The 18,685-nt window shown below is 40.5% G+C and carries 16 protein-coding genes; 5 read left to right on the forward strand and 11 right to left on the reverse strand.

What is annotated here, in order from left to right; genetic code table 11:
• Positions 1-70 precede the first annotated feature (70 nt).
• The 5 genes from A33Q_RS19040 to A33Q_RS19060 all read right to left on the reverse strand — a co-directional run bounded on the left by A33Q_RS19040 (position 71) and on the right by A33Q_RS19060 (position 5,204).
• Positions 71-1,105 (reverse strand): WD40/YVTN/BNR-like repeat-containing protein, encoded by a 1,035-nt coding sequence (locus A33Q_RS19040; RefSeq protein ID WP_009033080.1) that lies wholly within the window; start codon positions 1,103-1,105, stop codon positions 71-73.
• A gap of 82 nt (positions 1,106-1,187) precedes the next feature.
• Complete coding sequence (locus A33Q_RS19045) at positions 1,188-2,105, reverse strand: hydroxypyruvate isomerase family protein (protein WP_009033079.1); 918 nt, start codon at positions 2,103-2,105, stop codon at positions 1,188-1,190.
• Between the two features lie 2 nt (positions 2,106-2,107).
• Positions 2,108-3,427: a Gfo/Idh/MocA family protein gene (locus A33Q_RS19050; protein WP_009033078.1), complete on the reverse strand. Its 1,320-nt coding sequence runs from the start codon at positions 3,425-3,427 to the stop codon at positions 2,108-2,110.
• A gap of 17 nt (positions 3,428-3,444) precedes the next feature.
• Positions 3,445-4,431, reverse strand: a complete 987-nt coding sequence (locus A33Q_RS19055; protein WP_016255579.1) for a formylglycine-generating enzyme family protein — start codon at positions 4,429-4,431, stop codon at positions 3,445-3,447.
• Positions 4,432-4,544: 113 nt separating this feature from the next.
• Positions 4,545-5,204 (reverse strand): Tll0287-like domain-containing protein, encoded by a 660-nt coding sequence (locus A33Q_RS19060; RefSeq protein WP_009033076.1) that lies wholly within the window; start codon positions 5,202-5,204, stop codon positions 4,545-4,547.
• Positions 5,205-5,379: 175 nt separating this feature from the next.
• Here A33Q_RS19060 and A33Q_RS19065 point away from each other — a divergent pair, with 175 nt between their 5' ends.
• Positions 5,380-8,187: a YCF48-related protein gene (locus A33Q_RS19065; RefSeq protein WP_009033075.1), complete on the forward strand. Its 2,808-nt coding sequence runs from the start codon at positions 5,380-5,382 to the stop codon at positions 8,185-8,187.
• A gap of 204 nt (positions 8,188-8,391) precedes the next feature.
• On the forward strand, positions 8,392-9,642 hold the full coding sequence (locus A33Q_RS19070) for a cystathionine gamma-synthase family protein (protein WP_009033074.1): 1,251 nt from the start codon (positions 8,392-8,394) through the stop codon (positions 9,640-9,642).
• Between the two features lie 41 nt (positions 9,643-9,683).
• Here the strand turns inward: A33Q_RS19070 and A33Q_RS19075 are convergent, their stop codons facing one another.
• Both A33Q_RS19075 and prfA read right to left on the reverse strand, forming a co-directional pair.
• Positions 9,684-10,223, reverse strand: a complete 540-nt coding sequence (locus tag A33Q_RS19075) for a GNAT family N-acetyltransferase (RefSeq protein WP_009033073.1) — start codon at positions 10,221-10,223, stop codon at positions 9,684-9,686.
• A gap of 82 nt (positions 10,224-10,305) precedes the next feature.
• The gene (prfA, locus tag A33Q_RS19080) at positions 10,306-11,382 is read right to left on the reverse strand and encodes a peptide chain release factor 1 (RefSeq protein ID WP_009033072.1); all 1,077 of its coding nucleotides are present in this window, start codon (positions 11,380-11,382) and stop codon (positions 10,306-10,308) included.
• Positions 11,383-11,520: 138 nt separating this feature from the next.
• Between prfA and A33Q_RS19085 the strand changes: the two genes are divergently transcribed.
• Complete coding sequence (locus A33Q_RS19085; RefSeq protein ID WP_051394897.1) at positions 11,521-11,766, forward strand: Kazal-type serine protease inhibitor family protein; 246 nt, start codon at positions 11,521-11,523, stop codon at positions 11,764-11,766.
• Here A33Q_RS19085 and A33Q_RS19090 read toward each other — a convergent pair whose 3' ends face one another.
• Both A33Q_RS19090 and A33Q_RS19095 read right to left on the reverse strand, forming a co-directional pair.
• The gene (locus A33Q_RS19090) at positions 11,767-12,033 is read right to left on the reverse strand and encodes an acylphosphatase (protein ID WP_009033070.1); all 267 of its coding nucleotides are present in this window, start codon (positions 12,031-12,033) and stop codon (positions 11,767-11,769) included. It lies immediately after the preceding gene.
• Between the two features lie 163 nt (positions 12,034-12,196).
• Positions 12,197-12,403, reverse strand: coding sequence for a hypothetical protein (locus A33Q_RS19095; protein ID WP_009033069.1), 207 nt, complete (start codon positions 12,401-12,403; stop codon positions 12,197-12,199).
• 60 nt (positions 12,404-12,463) lie between these two features.
• Here A33Q_RS19095 and A33Q_RS19100 point away from each other — a divergent pair, with 60 nt between their 5' ends.
• Positions 12,464-13,564: a vWA domain-containing protein gene (locus A33Q_RS19100; protein WP_009033068.1), complete on the forward strand. Its 1,101-nt coding sequence runs from the start codon at positions 12,464-12,466 to the stop codon at positions 13,562-13,564.
• A 4-nt stretch (positions 13,565-13,568) separates the two neighbouring features.
• Positions 13,569-15,095: a P-loop NTPase family protein gene (locus A33Q_RS19105; RefSeq protein WP_016255582.1), complete on the forward strand. Its 1,527-nt coding sequence runs from the start codon at positions 13,569-13,571 to the stop codon at positions 15,093-15,095.
• A 53-nt stretch (positions 15,096-15,148) separates the two neighbouring features.
• On the opposite strand, the gene A33Q_RS21690 is transcribed toward A33Q_RS19105, so the two are convergent.
• Positions 15,149-16,468, reverse strand: a complete 1,320-nt coding sequence (locus A33Q_RS21690; protein WP_009033066.1) for a T9SS type A sorting domain-containing protein — start codon at positions 16,466-16,468, stop codon at positions 15,149-15,151.
• Positions 16,469-16,678: 210 nt separating this feature from the next.
• Positions 16,679-18,430, reverse strand: coding sequence for a transcription termination factor Rho (rho, locus tag A33Q_RS19115; protein ID WP_009033065.1), 1,752 nt, complete (start codon positions 18,428-18,430; stop codon positions 16,679-16,681).
• Between the last annotated feature and the right edge of the window lie 255 nt (positions 18,431-18,685).

Here is an 18,685-nt window from a genome sequence, read left to right on the forward strand (position 1 = left end):
TTTTGATAATCAAGAGGCAAATACTTTACAATAATTCTATAACCGACAGGATTGCAACATGGCATTTTCTTCAATAGGTTAGTTTGGCAATCTTTCCATTGGAGCCTGAAGCCCAAATACTGCTCTGGGATTTATCCCGAACAGCTCCATGAAACCCTTCTTCAGAAAATCTTTCCCAGCTCAATCCCCCATCTTTGGAAAAATCCGATCCTGATGGTCCCACGGTGATCAACCAATGGTGCAAAGGGAAATAGGTGACTCCAGACCTATATCCACTAGGCATATTTCCTTCGGAAAGTGCCCATGATTTGCCTCCGTCTTTTGAAAAAATGGCATTTTTTTCTGCCAGTGAAGCTTGTAGGTAATCTCCTCCCACGCCTACAAAGATGTTGTCATCTATTTTTGTGATAGAAAATATTCCTTGTGAGGCTTCTCCCTGAATTATTGGAGTCTGGATTTTTTTCCAATGCATTCCACCATCCTCAGATCTGTAAATATCACTATTGATTCCGCCGGAAGCAAAAAGGATAAGGTTGTTGTGGACCAAAAGGGTAGAGCCACTTGCAGCAAATGATCCGGATCCCTCCAACCCTTCAGGCTCTCTTTCTATTTCTCTCCAGGTACTACCCAATTCTTTACTTTGCAGGATTCTCCATTTACCATCTACAGGATCTCCAATGATTGTTCCTTTGCCCCTTTGGAAGTACATGGCAACGAAAAAATCCTTTTCAGTTCCTTCATGTGTTTTATTCCATGTTTGGCCGCCATCAGTGGTTTTATAAACTAAAGCAGGCTGACCTGCAGAGATTGCTACAGCCGTGGAGGCGTCTAAACCTTCTATGTCTCTGAAATCAACTGAATCCAAACCGGCGATGATACCTGAATTCCACGTATTTCCTCCGTCAGTTGTTCTTAGCCATGTACCACCTGCCCCACTGGCCCAGATGATATTCTCAGTCACGGGTGAGAGACCTCTAAGGGATGCGCTTACAGGAGTTTGAAAAACTTTCCAACCTGTTGGCCTATCCACATAATTCTTCTTTTGTCTTTTTTCACAGGAAAAAAGGCATATGACAAAAACTAAAAGTATAGAGAGATGCTTCATAAGATTGAATCATTAATCATAAGGCTCAGTATACTAGTTTAAGTTTGATAGGTTAGAAGACTGTCCCGTGCCCAGAGGCTGTCTATTTAAATTGATCAGCTTTTCTGTATGCTGCAATTAAGGCCTGCTCTCCTTCTTTTCCGGGTAGGGCATTTCCATGTTCCATACCCAATATTCCCTTGAAACCTTTGGAGTCAATGTGTTTAAAGACATTTAAATAATTGATTTCTCCTGTTCCAGGTTCTTTACGGCCGGGATTATCACCGATTTGTATGTAAGCAATTTCTTCCCAACATTTATCCATATTGAAGATGAGGTTGCCTTCATTTTTTTGCATATGATAAATGTCGTATAAAATTTTGCAAGAGGAGCTGCCCACTGCCTTGCAAATCGCATAAGTTTGGTCGCTTGTTCTGAGAAATAATTCGGGTGTATCACTCAACGGTTCTAGTACCATGGTCAATCCGTGAGGTTCAAGTATCTCTGTCCCACGCTTTAAGGCCTCGATCACATTTCCAGTTTGAACACCTATTGGCAAATTCCTTTCAAAAAAACCAGGAACTACAGTAGCCCACTTTGCATTAACTCTTTTGGCAGCTTCTACTGAATCTTTACATACTTTGACAAAGGTATCGACAAATTCCTTTTTGCCGGTAGTCAAGGAAATTTTCCAATTGTCTCCTGCATCTATCACGAAGACCCCCATTCTCATTCCCAGTTTTTCCAGTTGTTCTCCGATTTTGTTTTGTACTTCTATAGGACGTCCCAATAGTCCATTATCTTCCAAGGATCTGAATCCCTGATCAGCCATAAACTTCAACTGATCCATCAAATCATCACCGGCATGTCCTTTGAACATTCCAAAATGGGGAGCATAATCCAGGTTAAATGTTTCTCCTGCTTTCTTTGTGCTTGCATATGCAGAGAGGCTTTGACCACCTGCAACTGCTGCTGCGGCCCCTCCAAGGCTAATATTTTTGATAAAGTTTCTCCTTTGCATCTTTAAAATACTTTAGATTTTCCAGGAATAGCATATGGATAATACCCGTCATCTTTAGGAAGTACCTTGGGAAGGGCATCCCAAGCAAGAGTTTCTGGCATCAAGTCAACCTCTGAATTGATAGCTTCATCCCAAGTGACTACTTTGCCAGAGTAAGTAGCATACCTGCCCAAAATAGAAGTCATGGTGCTGTAGGCGGCATTTTCAGCGTCAGCAAATTTATAATCTCCATTGACGATTGCAGCCCAAAGTTCGTCATGTTCTACCTGATAAGGGTTGGGGTTGTTGTCTCTGGGGTGATTATAAATGTCTTTTCCTGACCTGTCCTTCAGAATTCCGTGATTTCCCGCACTGAGGAAGACACTTCCATTAGTTCCCTGAAAGGACTCATCAACTCGGTTTGCTGCTCCGGGGAAATGTCTACATTCGCTGAATATGACTGTACCGTCTTCATAAGTGAATGTTACTGAATGATGATCAAATATTTCGCCATGGTCTTTCCCTGTTCTTACCTGTCTTCCACCTGTGCCGTATGCTTTCACGGGATGGCCTTTTTTAACCCAGTTGGCAACATCTATATTGTGTACATGTTGCTCTGTGATATGATCACCACAAAGCCAATTGAAGTAATACCAATTCCGCATTTGATATTCCATTTCTGTTTGTCCTGGCTGTCTTGCATTCACCCAAACACCACCATCATTCCAATAGACCTGACCACCTACGATATCGCCTATTTGGCCATCATGAATGCGCTTGATTGTTTCCCGGTAATTGTCCTGATAATGCCTTTGTAAACCTACCACTACATTCAGCTTTTTCTTTTTAGCCTCTTCTGCTGCTGCCAGTACCCTTCTGATGCCCACTGCATCCGTAGCAACGGGCTTTTCCATAAAAATTTGCTTACCAAGCCTGACCGCCTCTTCAAAGTGATCTGGCCTAAACCCCGGAGGTGCTGCCAGAATAACTACATCAGCCAATTCAATAGCTTCTTTATAGGCATTAAAACCCACGAATTTCCTTTCTTCAGGGACATCGACTTTATCTTTTCCGTATTTGTCCAGGATGGGGGCATAACTTTTATCTATCCGGTCCCTAAAAGCATCCGCCATAGCTACCAATTTGATATTGTGGCCTGTTTCGAATGCTTGGAAAACAGCTCCTGTTCCTCTTCCGCCGCATCCTATCACGGCTAACTTGATTTCATCAGTTCCCGCAGCATAAGCTCCTGGAATGTTGAAGGGTTGTAAAATCAGACCGCCTGTCACCAAAGCTGAGGCTTTAAGAAATTCCCTTCTAGGCTTAATAGTTTTGTTATTCATGGGTTTGGTATTAATGGTTAATAATCTGCAATAGGTGCTTTGTTGTAATATGCCCAAATTTCATCTTCACTTGGCGTAAGGGCAGGCCTAACTACTCTGATTCCTAAGAAAGGTGCCTCTGGAAACCACCATTGGCTTTTTGGGATCTGAGGGTCTATCCTTTTCCAATCAGGAGTGGAGGCAAATCGTTTTGAAGTCCTTAGGTCTTCTGGCGAACTTTGATAATGCCCCCCTCTGATAACTGAAGGATACAGCTTGCTATTTGGTACTTTAGGATCTTTCGAAGTTCCCCTGCTTTGATAGGCATTTGCTTCATACTGATCAGAGGTCCACTCCATTACATTCCCTAAGATATCATATAATCCCCAAGGATTGGGTTTTTTTTGACCAATCTTATGGGTGGTTTGTTCACTATTGTCCGCATACCATGCGTAATCGGCTAGTTTAGATTCGTCATTTCCAAAAAAATACTTCTCCTTACTGCCTGCCCTTGCAGCATATTCCCATTCTGCTTCAGTTGGTAGTCTATAGAAAATTCCTGTTTTCAGGTATAACCACTTGCAAAACTGTATAGCGCCATACTGTGTCATGCCAATTGCTGGCATGCCTTCTTTCCCCATCCCAAATGTCATATCCAAGTAAGGAATACTTGGACGCGAAAGTCCATCGACCTCTACAGGCAAAGGTTTTTCTGCAATAGCTTCCTCGAAATTTTTGTCCAGAAAAAGCTCGAAAATATCCCAGGTGATTTCATACGCCCCCATCCAAAAAGGAGATATCTCCACTTCATGCACGGGACTTTCATCTTCTTTGAAATTACTTCCCATTTCAAACTTTCCCCCAGGAATTGCCACCATTTCAAAAGAGGTATTGGTATCTGGAATCTCCTGAACATAAGGGTCAAGTTCAAAGTGGGTTCCTTTCCAAGCTATAAAAACAAAGAAAATAATCCCTGATGCAAGCAGCATGAATGATTTCCCCTTTCCAAAAGTCGTACTTTTCATATTCTGATATTTGAAGAGAAAATTAATCCAAATTGAATGAAATGAAAAGGATTTTAACTCAACAAGGTCAAAATCTGACATGCTGTGCAAAAAAAGTATGTAACCTGTAAATACTAAGAGCCGATTTTTTTCACTACCTCATTTTTAGGCATCCGAATACTCCACATCCCTCTTAGATCTCCTATTTTATGTCCTTTGGCTTTATCTTCAGGATACAGTTCATCGAGTTTGCTCATGGTTTCAGGGGATATTTCCTCGCCGGGTTGGCCGTGACAGTTTAGACAGAGTGCACTTGGAATCTTGATGGCTTTTGAATAAAGCAACACTTCTCCATTCTCAAGCTTCTGAACACTTGGTTCGCTGTCGAGATCGTTTTCCATATTGTACACATAAGTGTCAAGAATTCCCTCCTCGTATGCTCGTGGTTTGTCTTCGGGGTTTCTGTAGTCAAATGAAGCTCTCCGGATTTCTACCTTATATCTATCACCAACTTCCTTCAGAATGGGTAATGCTTCCAGGTTACAAAACTCAATCGCTCCAGGTACCCCTTTTTCAGAAATGGCATTTTGTAAGGTACTGATCAACTGGTCTTGGGCTTCCTGACTGATTTCATTTCCCCACTTTATAGCTGATTGTAAAAGTTCAGCCTCATTTACCTTGGTGACTTTCATACTCTTATTGACTTCGTCAAAAACTTCACGGCTCACCTTTTCATTGGAATTACAACTCCAAATGGTAAAAATTGCTGGAATTATGTAAAATATTTTTTTCATGATAATTTCTAAGATTTACTAAAAATAGGACTTAAATGGGAGTTTCTAAAATGATAATTGTTCTTTATGAGGTTAATCAACAAGGTTATTAGTTTTATTGCTTGTTCAAATGTATGGCACATGTTTCATTTTAGCCAATTAATCTTATTTTTGTGCATGTCAGTCATCTAAACTCATGAGAAAAGTTTTTTTTGCACTTTTTGTCTACTTCATTTTCCAACAAATGGTCTATGCACAATCTTGGAGGAGAGTTGGTGGATGGGGCAATCAGCTGACAGGTATTGTTTGGTTAAATGAAGAAGTCGGCTATATTTCCGGAAATCAGATTATCTTAAAAACCATTGATGGAGGTTTAAGCTGGGTAGAACAGGAAGCTCCTACTAAAAACAGAATGCTGGGGATTGACTTCACCAGTGAAACCCTTGGCTTGATGGTCGGTGAAGGAGGGCAGGTATACAGGACTTCGGATGGCGGAAGTAACTGGCAGCTAGTCAATATCGGAACATCTGCAAACCTTAGAAAGGTAAAATTTCTAAATAATAGCAGAGCCTACATTATCGGTGACAATGGGGAAACCTATAGATCTACCAATGGAGGCCAATCCTGGGCAAGACAAAATATAGGAACCAATGCTGACTTAAGAGGGCTTTATTTTGCAAATGCAGACACAGGATATGTAGCAGCTGCTAACGGTCAGGTGATAAGAACATTCAATGGAGGGAATAATTGGTCTTCTACCAATACGGGACAGGCTCAATCCTTGAATGACATCTATTTTACAGATGGAAAAACGGGCTTTGCGGTTGGTAATTCTGGTACAATTCTTAAAACCAGTAACTCAGGAAATAATTGGGAAAGGATCAATTCCGGTACAGAAAGAAATCTCATTGCAGTAGCCTTCAACAGAACCAATACTAATTTGGGAGTGGTGACAGGTGAAGGTGCTACATTAATGAGAACCGTAAATGGTGGACTTACCTTTGATGGTATCAACATAAACAATGCAGAAAATTATGTTGACGCCAGTTTCAGGACTACAGCAAATATTGTCTTTGCGGTAGGAAGTAACGGGTTTGTCATATCCTCTACAAACTCCGGCCAAAGTTGGAGCCTGAGACTATCAGGGAGAGAAATTGATTACACCGGTACACAATTCAGAACAGCAACTTTAGGCTATATTATCGGGCCCAACGGAAGGGTTTTTTCTACCAATAATGGTGGGAATACTCTAGTGGACAGATCTAGGCCACTCTCCATCACTTTCAATGGCTTATTTTTCACGACAAATGCTTTTGGCTATATCGCGGGTGATAATGGCAATATTTTGAGGACGACCAATTCAGGGGGTAATTGGACTTCACTAAACCCCGGGACCAGCAATCAAATCAATGGACTATTCTTTTTTAATAATAACTTGGGATATGCAGTGGGAAATGGAGGCTTTCTTTCCAAAACAGAGAATGCAGGGGTCAATTGGGAAAGTATCAATATTGGCAACAGTAATTTTAATTTCAGGTCAATTGCTTTTTTTGATCAAGAAGCGGGAATTGTATCAGGGTCAGGTGGCTTTGTGGCAATACTTGAAAATGGAGAATGGCGCAGAATACCTTCCGGGACCAATCAAAATCTTAATGGTTTGGCAATTCTTGATGAAGATGCAGCCATAGCGATAGGAAATGATGGTACAATTATCAAAACTGAGGATAGGGGAGTTTCCTGGTCTCTGATAAATACTTCCTATAATCAAAACCTGAATTCAGTAGAGTTCTTGGATGAGTCAGTTGGATTTATAGCAGGCGAAAGGGGTCTCATTATTCAAACAAAAGATGGAGGGATTACTTGGGAGAGGCTTACTACATCTACATTTCAGGATTTTACAGGAATTAGCTTTGGAACCTTGAGCAATGGATTTGCTGTGGGGGAAAAAGGTGGACTATTTAATTATGACTGCCAAGTTCCAGAAACACCAACAGTAATTTTTGGAGAAAATAACTTATGCCTAAGCCAGCAAGTGTATACCGTTCAGGAAGCCTTGGAAGAGGGGACAGAATATGAATGGAGAGTCGATGGAGGGACAATTTTGGAAGGACAGGGCACAGCGAGAATTGTAGTGGCATGGGATATTCCAGGCAGAAATGCAGTCTTGGTCAGAGCCAGTAATTTCTGTGGAAATGGAGGAACTAGAGGCTTGGAAGTATTGGTTTCCACGGAGCCGAGGATGATTTCTGAAATTGAAGGAGATGGTGCTGTTTGCATGGAAAGTTTTATGGAATATTCAGTGGAAGATATACCTGGGACAAATTTTATCTGGGAAGCGACAGGTGGGCTGATTACCGAAGGACAGGGAAGCAATAGCATTGTAGTGAGGTGGATCAATGAAGGAAATCAAACAATCAGAGTAACACCAGGCAATGCCTGTGGTAATGGGGAACTGTTTTCAAAAGAAATCAGAGTTCAAACTCCACCTTCAATGCCATCAGTAATTTCCGGGCCGGAAATGGCTGGTCTTACAGTAGAAGAATACCAAGTGACAGGTCTTCCTGAGGTCAACTACCAATGGAATATCAGTGACCAAGGTGGCAGAATACTGGATGGTCAAGGTACCAATAAAATAACCGTTCAATGGGAAAGAGAAGGAGACTTCACTGTTTCCGTAACACCGGTGAATAGTTGTGATGAAGGAGAGGCAAGGTCGCTTGCGGTGAATGTCAACCTCATCACCTCTATTCATGAACAGCCTATTGAGATGGAGTTTGTCAATGTTTATCCCAATCCTTCTTCAGGAGATTTTAATATAAGGATTACAGGGATGTCAGAAGTAAGGAAAATCACAATTTTCAATGCATTGGGCCAATCAATAAGAGAGTTGGTTCCTTCAAAGACAGGTTTTGAGTTTAAATTCTCCGCCATGCCAAAAGGACTTCATACCATCAGTATTCAAACCCGTGACAGGGAGGTTTTTCGAAAAATTCTAGTCAAATAGTAGTGTGCGCAATTTTCTGTATTTTGAGGCCTAAATTTATTTTAAACTCAAAATAAATGATTGCAAAAAAAGCCGTAATAACTTTTTATTTTGCCAATGTAAAATAATAATTAGGTCGATTAAGTATTAACAAAATAATATTTTACAAACTGTATTGTAATATTCTGAAGATTTTTGCTGTTTTGTATCAAAAACCCAAATATGATGAACAGTAGATATTTCCATCCAGAAAGTTTGATGATGTCGCATGGTTATAAACCGGCATTGTCAGAAGGCGCCATTAAGTGTCCAATTTTCCAAACCTCTACTTTTGTTTTTAATTCCGCAGAGGAAGGGAAGGCATTTTTCGAGGTTGCTTATGGGCAGCGGGAGAAGCAACCCAATGAAGAGTTGGGTTTGATTTATTCACGGTTGAACAATCCTGACTTACAGATCCTCGAAGAAAGGCTTTGCCTATGGGATGAAGCAGACGAATGTGCTGTTTTTGAGAGTGGGATGTCTGCCATTTCAACTGTCATGTTGGAATTTTTGAGGCCAGGAGATGTGATATTGTACAGTAAGCCTGTATATGGCGGTACTGACCACTTTGTAAACAAGGTGCTTCCGCAATACGGCATTAAAGGGATAGGTTTTACCAGTCTCCAGTCAGAATCCGACATTTTGGAAATGATTGATGCCTATGGTGCCAAGGATAAAGTAAAGCTTGTCTATGTGGAGACTCCAGCGAATCCAACCAACGCTTTGTTTGATCTTGAGCTGTGTCGGAAAGTGGCTGACAAGTTAGCCACAGAGGAAAAAGAAGTGGTGGTCTGTGTAGACAATACTTATATGGGTCCTTTATGGCAGCACCCGTTGAAGCATGGTGCTGATCTTGTGGTGTACTCTGCTACCAAATACATAGGGGGTCACTCTGATTTGATTGCAGGTGCTGTTTTGGGCAAGCAGAAATATATGCAGCGTGTAAGGACATTGAGGACTTTTTTAGGAAATATGGCTGGGCCATGGACAGGTTGGCTGCTAATGAGAAGCTTAGAGACCCTGAAGGTAAGAATGCAACAGCAAGCTGAAAATGCAGTAAAAGTCGCAGATTTTTTAGCTGATCATCCCAAAGTAGAAAAAGTCTATTATTTAGGTCATCTGAAAGAGGGGACAGAGCAATATCAGATCTTTAAAAAACAGCTTTCCTGCGCGGGTGCCATGGTTTCTTTTGATGTCAAAGGTGGAGAACAGGAGGCATTTAAGTTCTTGAATAGTCTAAAGCTGATCAAGCTTGCAGTTTCTTTGGGAAGTACGGAGTCTTTGGCCGAACATCCTGCCACCATGACTCATAGTGATGTTTCAATTGAAGATAAGCAGGCAATGGGTATTTCAGCAAAGCTGGTTAGACTTTCAATTGGCGTCGAACATCATGCCGATATCATTTGGGATATTGAACAGGCATTAGAGAGGTGTTAATAAAAAAGCCGGCTTCCGTAATTTACAGGCCGGCTTTTTACTTAGCTGTGTTTCTCTACTTCTTCTCTTATGATCACATACTGAAAAAGGTCTCCAACCCTCCCATTTTTGATATAACCATGTCTAAGAATGGCTTCAGGCTCAAATCCTGCATTCTCCAACACTTTCATACAGGGGATATTTACATCAAATACCTGTGAATAAATCCGCTTGATTTCGGGAAATTTTTCAAGAGCATACTCGGTGAATAAGGTCACTGCTTCGGTAGCAATTCCCTTACCCCAAAAGGCCTCTCCCAACCAAAATCCGATTTCCATATTAGTTCTGAGCTCATCTTTTCCGATTTCGCAACCAATAGAGCCGGCAAGTTGCCCCTCGAATTCAATGGCAAAATTTTGGGGAGGGTTGAACTTTTGGTTGTGCTCAATCCAATGCCTGGCATCATGAATGGTATAAGGAGAGGGGAAGCTGTCCCGAAGATTCTTTGCAATATTGGGATTGTTGGCCAAGGGATATAGGTTATGAAAATGTCTGTCATTCCAGGTGGCCAGTTCAATATTTTTTTTTCCGCTGATCTTCATGTAAAAATTGGGTTTCTTAACCTTAAGTTAACGTGGTTTTTATGAGAATTCATAAAAAGTTGATGGATTTTTATTAGAGTATCTATTCTTCCATGCCGGAGGATTTCATTTTTTCAAGGTTTTCTGCCAGTCGAAGTGCCGAGATGAATTCTTCAATATTGCCATCCATGACATCAGGAAGGTTATACACGGTTTTATTGATTCTGTGATCTGTGACTCTACTTTGAGGATAATTGTAGGTTCTTATTTTATCTGATCTGTCACCGCTTCCTACCATAGATCTTCTTTGTGCTCCTACAGCCTCATTGTGTTTGGCCAACTCGATTTCATACAACCTTGAGCGAAGTACTTTCAATGCTTTTTCAAAGTTTTTGATCTGTGATTTTTCATCTTGGCACGTTACCACAAGCCCGGTTGGGTTGTGTGTTAGTCTCACGGCGGAGTAAGTTGTATTGACAGATTGTCCACCTGGGCCAGAAGAACAATAAGTGTCTTTTCGGATATCGTTCATGTTGATGTCCACTTCTACTTCGTCCATTTCCGGAAGTACTGCTACTGATGCTGCGGAGGTATGTACCCTTCCCTGGGTTTCTGTAGTCGGAACCCGCTGTACTCTATGTACACCTGACTCATATTTCATCATTCCATAGACATCAGCACCAGTGATGGTACTTATGATTTCTTTATATCCGCCTGAGGACCCAAAAGTCAAATCAAGTACAGTTAATTTCCAACCTTGTTTTTCACAAAACCGCTCGTACATCCTGAATAGATCCCCTGCAAAAATTGCTGCTTCATCGCCTCCTGTACCACCTCTGATTTCCAAAATACAGTCTTTGGAATCGTTTGGATCCTTTGGTATCAATTGTTGCTTGACTTGTTCCTCTAATACACTTTCTTTTTTCTTAAGTTCATCCAGCTCAACTTTAGCCATTTCCCTAAAATCAGGGTCTTTTTCTTTATCGAGGATTTCTTTGGTGCTTTTGATGTTTTCTATGACCAGTTTGTATTCATCATAAAGCTCTACCACCTTTTCCAATTCTTTATATTCTTTGGTAAGCTTGGTATATTTGCCCATGTCCGACATGGCGTCCGGCTGAATGATGAGCTGTCCGACTTCTATAAATCTATCTTTGAGCGCCTGTAATTTATCAAGCATAATGTCTTAAATTTTAGGTTGGCAAAATTAGCAAAATTTCTCGGATGCCCTCTTGGGCTTCGGGGAAAAGAAAGTTTGGTAAAGCTGTAGCAGTTTCTTAAAAGCTAACGTCAAGAGAATATGGATTTAATGAGAATTATGAAAAGATTATTCCTTCCCATCATTTTGTTCCTCGCAATGAGTATTACTGCCTTTCAGTGCGAGCAGGAAAATCCTGTAAGAGAGATTGAATCAAGCTGCATAGATCAATCAAAGATCAATTCCAAAACATTTTGTTATGATATATACCAACCTGTATGTGGCTGTGATGGGAAAACCTATGGGAATGATTGTTATGCCAAGGCAAACGGGGTAGTACAATTTACGGCTGGTGAATGCCCATAACTATTGCAATATCAAAAAGTCTTCATATCCTTTCTCGTCGGCATTGCTAATCTCCAATTCTTTTACTTCTGCATTAGGGGGACCCAATCTTAACCAGCTTTGCATAGCAAGTATGGAGTGTAAGTCTCCTTCAATTTCCACCAAGACTGAACCATCCTCTTCATTTTTTACCCAGCCTGTTAAACCAAGCTCCACGGCTTTTTTCTGCGTGCTTTTGCGAAAGAAAACACCCTGAACTTTGCCTAAAACTTTGATTTGACGGTTCATTTTTTCACTGCATCTATGTATAAATGTAAAAAACACACATTGATATTTTTTGACCCAATATGTATTCGGTTACTTTAATATATGGATGGATGATTTTACATTTTCAGATTGAATCTTTTTAAGTAAATGTTCATCTCCACATGATGAAATAGTATTAAGCTTATCACATGTCCTGATACCATTTGTCCTCAAAGGTATCATTGACCTCAACATCAGCTGTCAGCACTTTGTAGACCATCCAGATCACAGCCGCTGGTGATATAGAAAACATAAACATGACTATTCCTGTATTGATGTCTGCAAAGATTGCGGTGATAAATATTATCAGGAAAGCGGTAGTCAGGTAGACTGGAAACAGATAATCTTTCATTTTCAAATTATTTAATGATAATTATTAAACCAGCTTTGCATTCAGTTTGTTAGGTGATTTATGAAAGGATTCCGATTTACCAAATACGTACCACCCCAAGATCCTGAGAAAAATACCTTTGAAAACCTGCTGAATATCTTTTTACAATTAGTCACCATGACTGGAGGAGATGTGGCAGAGGCTTTAAGTTGGTTGAGTAACCTTGATAAAAGATACAACATGACCAATCCAGGTTACGGGATAGGCGATTTTATTGAAGATCTTAAAAATAAGGGTTACCTCACTGAGGAAAATGCCAAAGGTGAGATCAAAATTACAGGCAAAGCGGAGCAGACTATCAGGAAAAATGCCCTGGAGGAAATTTTCGGTAAGCTGAAGAGAGGCAAGGGAGGCATGCACAAAACCACCCATTCCGGACCTGGAGATGAAAAGGGTAGCGAAAGAAGACCTTATTCCTTTGGAGATAATCTAGACCAGATTGCTTTGACGGATTCTATCCGCAATGCCCAGATCAATCATGGTTTTGGTGGGGACTACCTGCTCACAGAGGATGACCTGGAGGTGGTAGAGAATGAATACAGGACCCAGACTTCCACAGTATTGATGATTGACATCAGCCATTCCATGATCCTATACGGTGAAGATAGGATCACCCCTGCCAAAAAAGTAGCTATGGCTTTGGCAGAGCTGATCAAAACCCGCTATCCGAAAGATACGCTAGATGTGATAGTTTTTGGAAATGATGCCTGGCAGATAGAGATAAAAGACCTTCCATATTTGCAGGTGGGTCCTTATCATACCAATACGGTAGCAGGATTGGAACTTGCCATGGATCTGCTGAGGAGGAGAAAAAATCCAAACAAGCAAATTTTTATGATTACTGATGGAAAGCCTACCTGCCTTAAGGTAGGCATCAAGTATTATAAAAATGCTTTTGGAATAGACAGCAAGATTTTGTCAGAGACTTTGAAATTGGCAGCACAATGCCGTAAGCTAAAAATTCCGGTAACCACATTTATGATTGCTTCTGACCCTTACCTGAAGGAGTTCGTGAAAGAATTCACCAAGGTAAACAATGGCAATGCTTATTACAGTAGCCTCAAGGGTTTGGGTGATTTGATTTTTGAAGATTATAGAAAAAACAGAACAAAAAGATTTTAAAAATATGGAGTATAAAAACCTCACAGCAGGAGCACTGTTGAAGATTAAGAACCTTGGCGAATTAAAAGCAGCAGGGTATCAGCCAAAATCAATCAAAGAAGAGTTGCGCCAAAACCTGATCAGTAAAATCAGCCAGAAGATCAATGTTTTTGAAGGAATCTGGGGATTTGAAGATACTGTGATTCCGGATATAGAAAGGGCGATATTGTCCCGTCACAATATCAATTTTCTGGGTTTGAGAGGTCAGGCCAAAACCAGGATCGCCAGAATGATGACCAAGTTGCTCGATGAATATGTACCGGTGGTGGAAGGAGCAGAACTGAATGATGACCCTTTGCAGCCATTGAGTACATTTGCCAAGGAGCTTATAGAATCAAAAGGTGATCAGACTCCGGTTTCCTGGTGGCATCGGGATGATCGTTACACAGAGAAATTGGCCACTCCTGATGTGTCTGTAGCTGATCTGATCGGGGATGTTGATCCGATCAAAGCGGCAACCATGAAACTTTCTTACAATGATGAAAGGGTGATTCATTATGGCCTGGTACCAAGGTCACACAGATCGATTTTTGTAATCAATGAGTTGCCCGATTTGCAGGCAAGGATACAGGTCGCCTTGTTCAATATATTACAGGAAGGGGACATTCAGATCCGTGGTTTTAAGCTGAGGCTACCTTTGGATATACAGTTTGTGTTTACGGCCAATCCTGAAGATTATACCAATCGGGGTTCTATTGTGACACCTTTGAAAGACAGGATTGAGAGCCAGATCATCACCCACTATCCTAAGTCCATAGAAATAGGAAAAAGAATCACTTCTCAAGAAGCCAGGCTTGAAGGAAAGCCCATTGAAAAAATCCATGTGCCCGAATTGCTGAAAGACCTGATAGAGCAGATCGCAGTGGAAGCCAGAAGCAGTGAATATGTGGATGAGAAGAGTGGGGTGTCTGCAAGGTTAACTATTTCTGGGTATGAGAATTTGGTTTCTGCTGCTGAAAGGAGGCTTTATCTCAATCAGGAAGAGAATACCGTTGCCCGGATCTCGGACCTCATAGGAGTGATTCCAGCCATTACAGGAAAAGTAGAATTGGTGTATGAAGGAGAGCAGGAAGGGGCTGGATTAGTCGCCTACAATCTGATCGGGAAAGCTATTCGATCACAATTTGTAAATTACTTTCCTTCTCCTGAGCAAAAGAAGAAAGACAAAGAAGGCAATCCTTATGTTTTGCCTTTGTCCTGGTTTGGGGAAGGAAATGAGCTTGATGTTTTGGCTTCTCAATCTGACAAAGAATTCAAGACAGCATTGCATCAAGTACCGGGCTTGGAGGACTTGGTGACCAAGATGGTCAAAGAATTACCTGAAAAAGAAAAGGAATTTTTCATGGAATTTTTGCTCCATGGCTTGGCCGAATACAGCCAACTGAGCAAAAAACTGCTGGATACAGGTTTGAAGTTTAAGGACCTTTTCAGCAGTATGTTTGACATGGGAGCGCCAGATGAGGAAGATTTTGATGAGGAGGATGATATGTGAAAAGAAAAAGGGTCAGATTTCTCAAATCTGACCCTTTTTTTAAAAGTTAAACTTTAGTTTTTTAATATTCTAAAATGTTCTACTTGTTCTCCCCAAGCTATTTCTAGGACATAAACTCCAGGCTTAGATGTTTGCAAGATTTCTGATAATTCTGATGAAATAGATCCAATGTTTTTTGATACCTCAGCAGAGGTATTGATTCCCGAGTTAAACAACTTAACCCTTATATCTTCACCTTTATATTTTTCTAAATCCAGAAGTCCAATATTAATGTTTCCTAAAGTCGGGTTTGGAAAAACTCTCCAAGTTTTACCTGATGATTCAATCTTAGAGAATCTCTCAGAAATAGTTTCTGTATAAGAGAAGCTTCCGTCAAAATCTACCTGTTTGATTCTGTAGTAGGCGATTCCTCCAGAAAGAGGAAGATCATTGTCAGAAAATGAATATTCGACAGGCATGTCCGACCATCCAACTCCATCAAGTTCTGTTATTTTATTCCAATTGTTAACATTGTTAATTGATCTTTCAATTTCAAAATGTGAGTTGTTCAACTCTTTTGCTGTAGCCCATTTTAATTTAATTGACCTTTCATGTCGGTCAATACTTGAATTGAAATAAAGGTATTTAACGGGTAGAATACTAAAACCAGCAGCATCTAAAAACTCACAAAAATCCTGAATATTTGTTTTTGCGGGGTCTGCTGTGATATTTGGAGGAGGACTAGGTAGAGAATAGGAACCATCTGCATTTAATGTACATCCTTGACCTGTATATCCGGAAATCCCCAACCCTTGATCTCCAACAATGATGTCTGCTTCCCCGAATTCAACTTGAGCATTTGGGCCATTCAAAGAAATGTCCACGCCATTGAATAGATAATCATTCCTGTCCTCACTTCTGGAATCTACAACAAGTTTCCCTCCATCCTCTATACAAATATTGACATATACTAAATTTGAAATATAGCGCAGTGTAAGGATTGAGCCACTTTTAATAATAATACATCCTCTATTTTGGGCAGTACCTCCAATTACAAAAGAAGGATTATTTCCTTCGTTTGGCCTGTCTAGTATTAGCTTGGAGTTACCTTCCAAGATTATTCCTCGGATATCTTCGTTGTTGGCCAACCAAGTAAATGAACGGTCTTCATTAAACCTTGCAATATCTGAAGACCCTGGGGCTCCATTAGGATCCCAAGTGGAATTATTGGTGTTGTTGTTTCCCGAATTGACATTGTTGGTCGCGCCGGGTCTATATGTTTTAATATTCCCAGTGCAGTTAGGGCAGGAAGCTATTGAATTATGGGAAAAATATAAAAAGGCACACAGAAACAAGAACGTATGAAATACATTTTTCTGAATGAAAGCGCTCATAAATGATACTGAGTTGTTTGGGTGATCAACTTGTATCACAAAAGTAATCTAAAGTTTTCGAACCAAAAAGAGATTTGTGTTTTTTGTATAAAGAAAAACGTCTTTTAAACCAAATTATATTTCATTCATCATTGCTTATTCAATATGGATAGATAAAAAAAATGGCATCCTTTAAAGAGAGGATGCCATTGTAAATTGTTGGACTTAAAGTTACCCATTCATAGATATAAGAAACTCTGCATTGTCTCTTGTGCCTTTCATTCTTTGAAGCAAGAATTCCATGGCCTCTTGGGAAGTCATGTCGGACATCAGCTTGCGCAGAATCCATACCCTTTGCATTTCTTCTTTGTCCATCAGTAGATCTTCTCTTCTTGTTCCTGATCCAGGTACATCTATAGCAGGATAGATTCTTCTGTTTGAAAGCTTTCTGTCTAAGGCCAATTCCATGTTACCTGTTCCTTTGAATTCTTCAAAGATTACTTCATCCATTTTGGATCCAGTCTCTACAAGGGCTGTAGCAATGATGGTCAATGAACCTCCGTTTTCTACGTTTCTTGCAGCTCCGAAGAACCTCTTTGGCTTGTGCAGGGCGTTTGCATCCACACCACCGGAAAGAATCTTTCCTGAGGAAGGAACAACTGTATTGTAGGCTCTGGCCAATCTTGTGATTGAATCCAGAAGAATAACCACATCATGACCACACTCCACCATTCTTTTGGCCTTTTCAAGCACTATTGTCGCCACTTTTACATGACGGTCAGCTTGTTCATCAAAAGTTGAAGAAATTACTTCTGCTTTTACTGAACGGGCCATATCTGTTACCTCTTCAGGCCGTTCGTCCACCAAAAGTATCATCAAGTGTACTTCGGGGTGATTTTCGGCGATTGCATTGGCAATTTGCTGCAAAAGAACTGTTTTACCTGTTTTTGGCTGTGCCACAATCATTCCTCTCTGACCTTTACCAATAGGTGCAAAAAGATCCAATATTCTGGTTGAGTAGTTGTCTGCTTTGGTAGAAAGATTCAATCTTTCTTCAGGGAAAAGTGGTGTAAGGTATTCAAATGGAATCCGGTCTCTGATTTCCTCGGTCGTCTTGCCGTTTACTGTGATCACTTTAAGAAGTGCAAAATATTTTTCACCTTCTTTGGGAGGTCTTATAGAGCCTTTGATGTGATCACCTGTTTTCAGTCCAAAGAGCTTGATCTGTGAAGGAGATACATAAATGTCATCCGGAGATGCCAAATAATTGTAATCCAAAGAGCGCATAAAGCCATATCCTTCAGACATGATTTCCAAAACCCCCTCATTTTCAATGATTCCTTCAAACTCCTTCAAGCTGACATATGACTTCTTTTTGGATGAGTGAGATACCTCTGCGGTGGGAATATGTGCCTCCTCGGCATCTTTGATATTTTTTCTTCTTGGGATTTCAGCCTCTTGTTCGGGAGCTTTTTCAGCCTGCGGAGCTACAGGTTCCACTTCGACTACTTTTCTACGAGGTCTTATAAATTTCGGCTTTTCGTCTGTATCTGCGGGAGGCGGCGGAGGAGGTGTGGAAGAAGTGGAAGGGACAGCATTCTTTTCTGTATTTTCTTTTCTTTCTTCTTTCTTAGGGCTTTGTTTCTTAGGCTCTTCTTTTTTGGAACTCTTCTCCTCTTTCGGAGCATCCTTCGGCTGAGCTGTTACATTTTGCCTTCTGAATTTGGATTTGCTTTCCTCAGAATCCGCTTCGGGTGATTTGGCTCGAGTCTCCTTAGGTTTTTCTTCTTTTTTGGGTTCAGCTTCTGTGAGTGAAGGCTTCTTTTTTGGTAGAGCTTGCTCGGGAGTGATGGCTTGTTGATCCAAAATGGCGTAAACAAGGTCGTCTTTTTTGAGGTTTTTGAAGTTCTTGACTCCCAATTCCTCAGCGATTTCCTTCAACTCCGAAAGAAGTCTGATCCTTAATTCTTCTATGTTATACATAAAAAGCTTACGAAATTAAATTGATAATGAGATGTAAATTGAATTAATAGTGTATTGAGACTATTGAACTGAATTAAAAATATATTCAGGATAGCTAAAAACCTCCGGGGAGAAGGTTTTTCAATTACTGTGTTGGCACAATATTAACGTTTCAATACTTAATACGCAAATTTTTGGTTCAGATACCTTAATATATATGTTCATTATTTGTGTTTTTCTTCTAAAGATAGGATTTTCAGGTAGATATCCTCTAGT

Origin of the sequence: Indibacter alkaliphilus LW1 (assembly GCF_000295935.2) — a bacterium.
Classification (GTDB): Bacteria; Bacteroidota; Bacteroidia; order Cytophagales; family Cyclobacteriaceae; genus Indibacter; species Indibacter alkaliphilus.

Excerpts from the sequence above, each read along its gene's own strand:
- A33Q_RS19100 (WP_009033068.1), top strand. The coding sequence starts at position 12,464 with ATGAAAGGATTCCGATTTACCAAATACGTACCACCCCAAGATCCTGAG.
- A33Q_RS19085 (WP_051394897.1), top strand. The coding sequence starts at position 11,521 with ATGAAAAGATTATTCCTTCCCATCATTTTGTTCCTCGCAATGAGTATT.
- prfA (WP_009033072.1), bottom strand. The coding sequence starts at position 11,382 with ATGCTTGATAAATTACAGGCGCTCAAAGATAGATTTATAGAAGTCGGA.
- A33Q_RS19105 (WP_016255582.1), top strand. The coding sequence starts at position 13,569 with ATGGAGTATAAAAACCTCACAGCAGGAGCACTGTTGAAGATTAAGAAC.
- A33Q_RS19095 (WP_009033069.1), bottom strand. The coding sequence starts at position 12,403 with ATGAAAGATTATCTGTTTCCAGTCTACCTGACTACCGCTTTCCTGATA.
- A33Q_RS19070 (WP_009033074.1), top strand. The coding sequence starts at position 8,392 with ATGAACAGTAGATATTTCCATCCAGAAAGTTTGATGATGTCGCATGGT.
- A33Q_RS19040 (WP_009033080.1), bottom strand. The coding sequence starts at position 1,105 with ATGAAGCATCTCTCTATACTTTTAGTTTTTGTCATATGCCTTTTTTCC.
- A33Q_RS19090 (WP_009033070.1), bottom strand. The coding sequence starts at position 12,033 with ATGAACCGTCAAATCAAAGTTTTAGGCAAAGTTCAGGGTGTTTTCTTT.
- A33Q_RS19050 (WP_009033078.1), bottom strand. The coding sequence starts at position 3,427 with ATGAATAACAAAACTATTAAGCCTAGAAGGGAATTTCTTAAAGCCTCA.
- A33Q_RS19055 (WP_016255579.1), bottom strand. The coding sequence starts at position 4,431 with ATGAAAAGTACGACTTTTGGAAAGGGGAAATCATTCATGCTGCTTGCA.
- A33Q_RS21690 (WP_009033066.1), bottom strand. The coding sequence starts at position 16,468 with ATGAGCGCTTTCATTCAGAAAAATGTATTTCATACGTTCTTGTTTCTG.
- A33Q_RS19065 (WP_009033075.1), top strand. The coding sequence starts at position 5,380 with ATGAGAAAAGTTTTTTTTGCACTTTTTGTCTACTTCATTTTCCAACAA.
- rho (WP_009033065.1), bottom strand. The coding sequence starts at position 18,430 with ATGTATAACATAGAAGAATTAAGGATCAGACTTCTTTCGGAGTTGAAG.
- A33Q_RS19060 (WP_009033076.1), bottom strand. The coding sequence starts at position 5,204 with ATGAAAAAAATATTTTACATAATTCCAGCAATTTTTACCATTTGGAGT.
- A33Q_RS19045 (WP_009033079.1), bottom strand. The coding sequence starts at position 2,105 with ATGCAAAGGAGAAACTTTATCAAAAATATTAGCCTTGGAGGGGCCGCA.
- A33Q_RS19075 (WP_009033073.1), bottom strand. The coding sequence starts at position 10,223 with ATGAAGATCAGCGGAAAAAAAAATATTGAACTGGCCACCTGGAATGAC.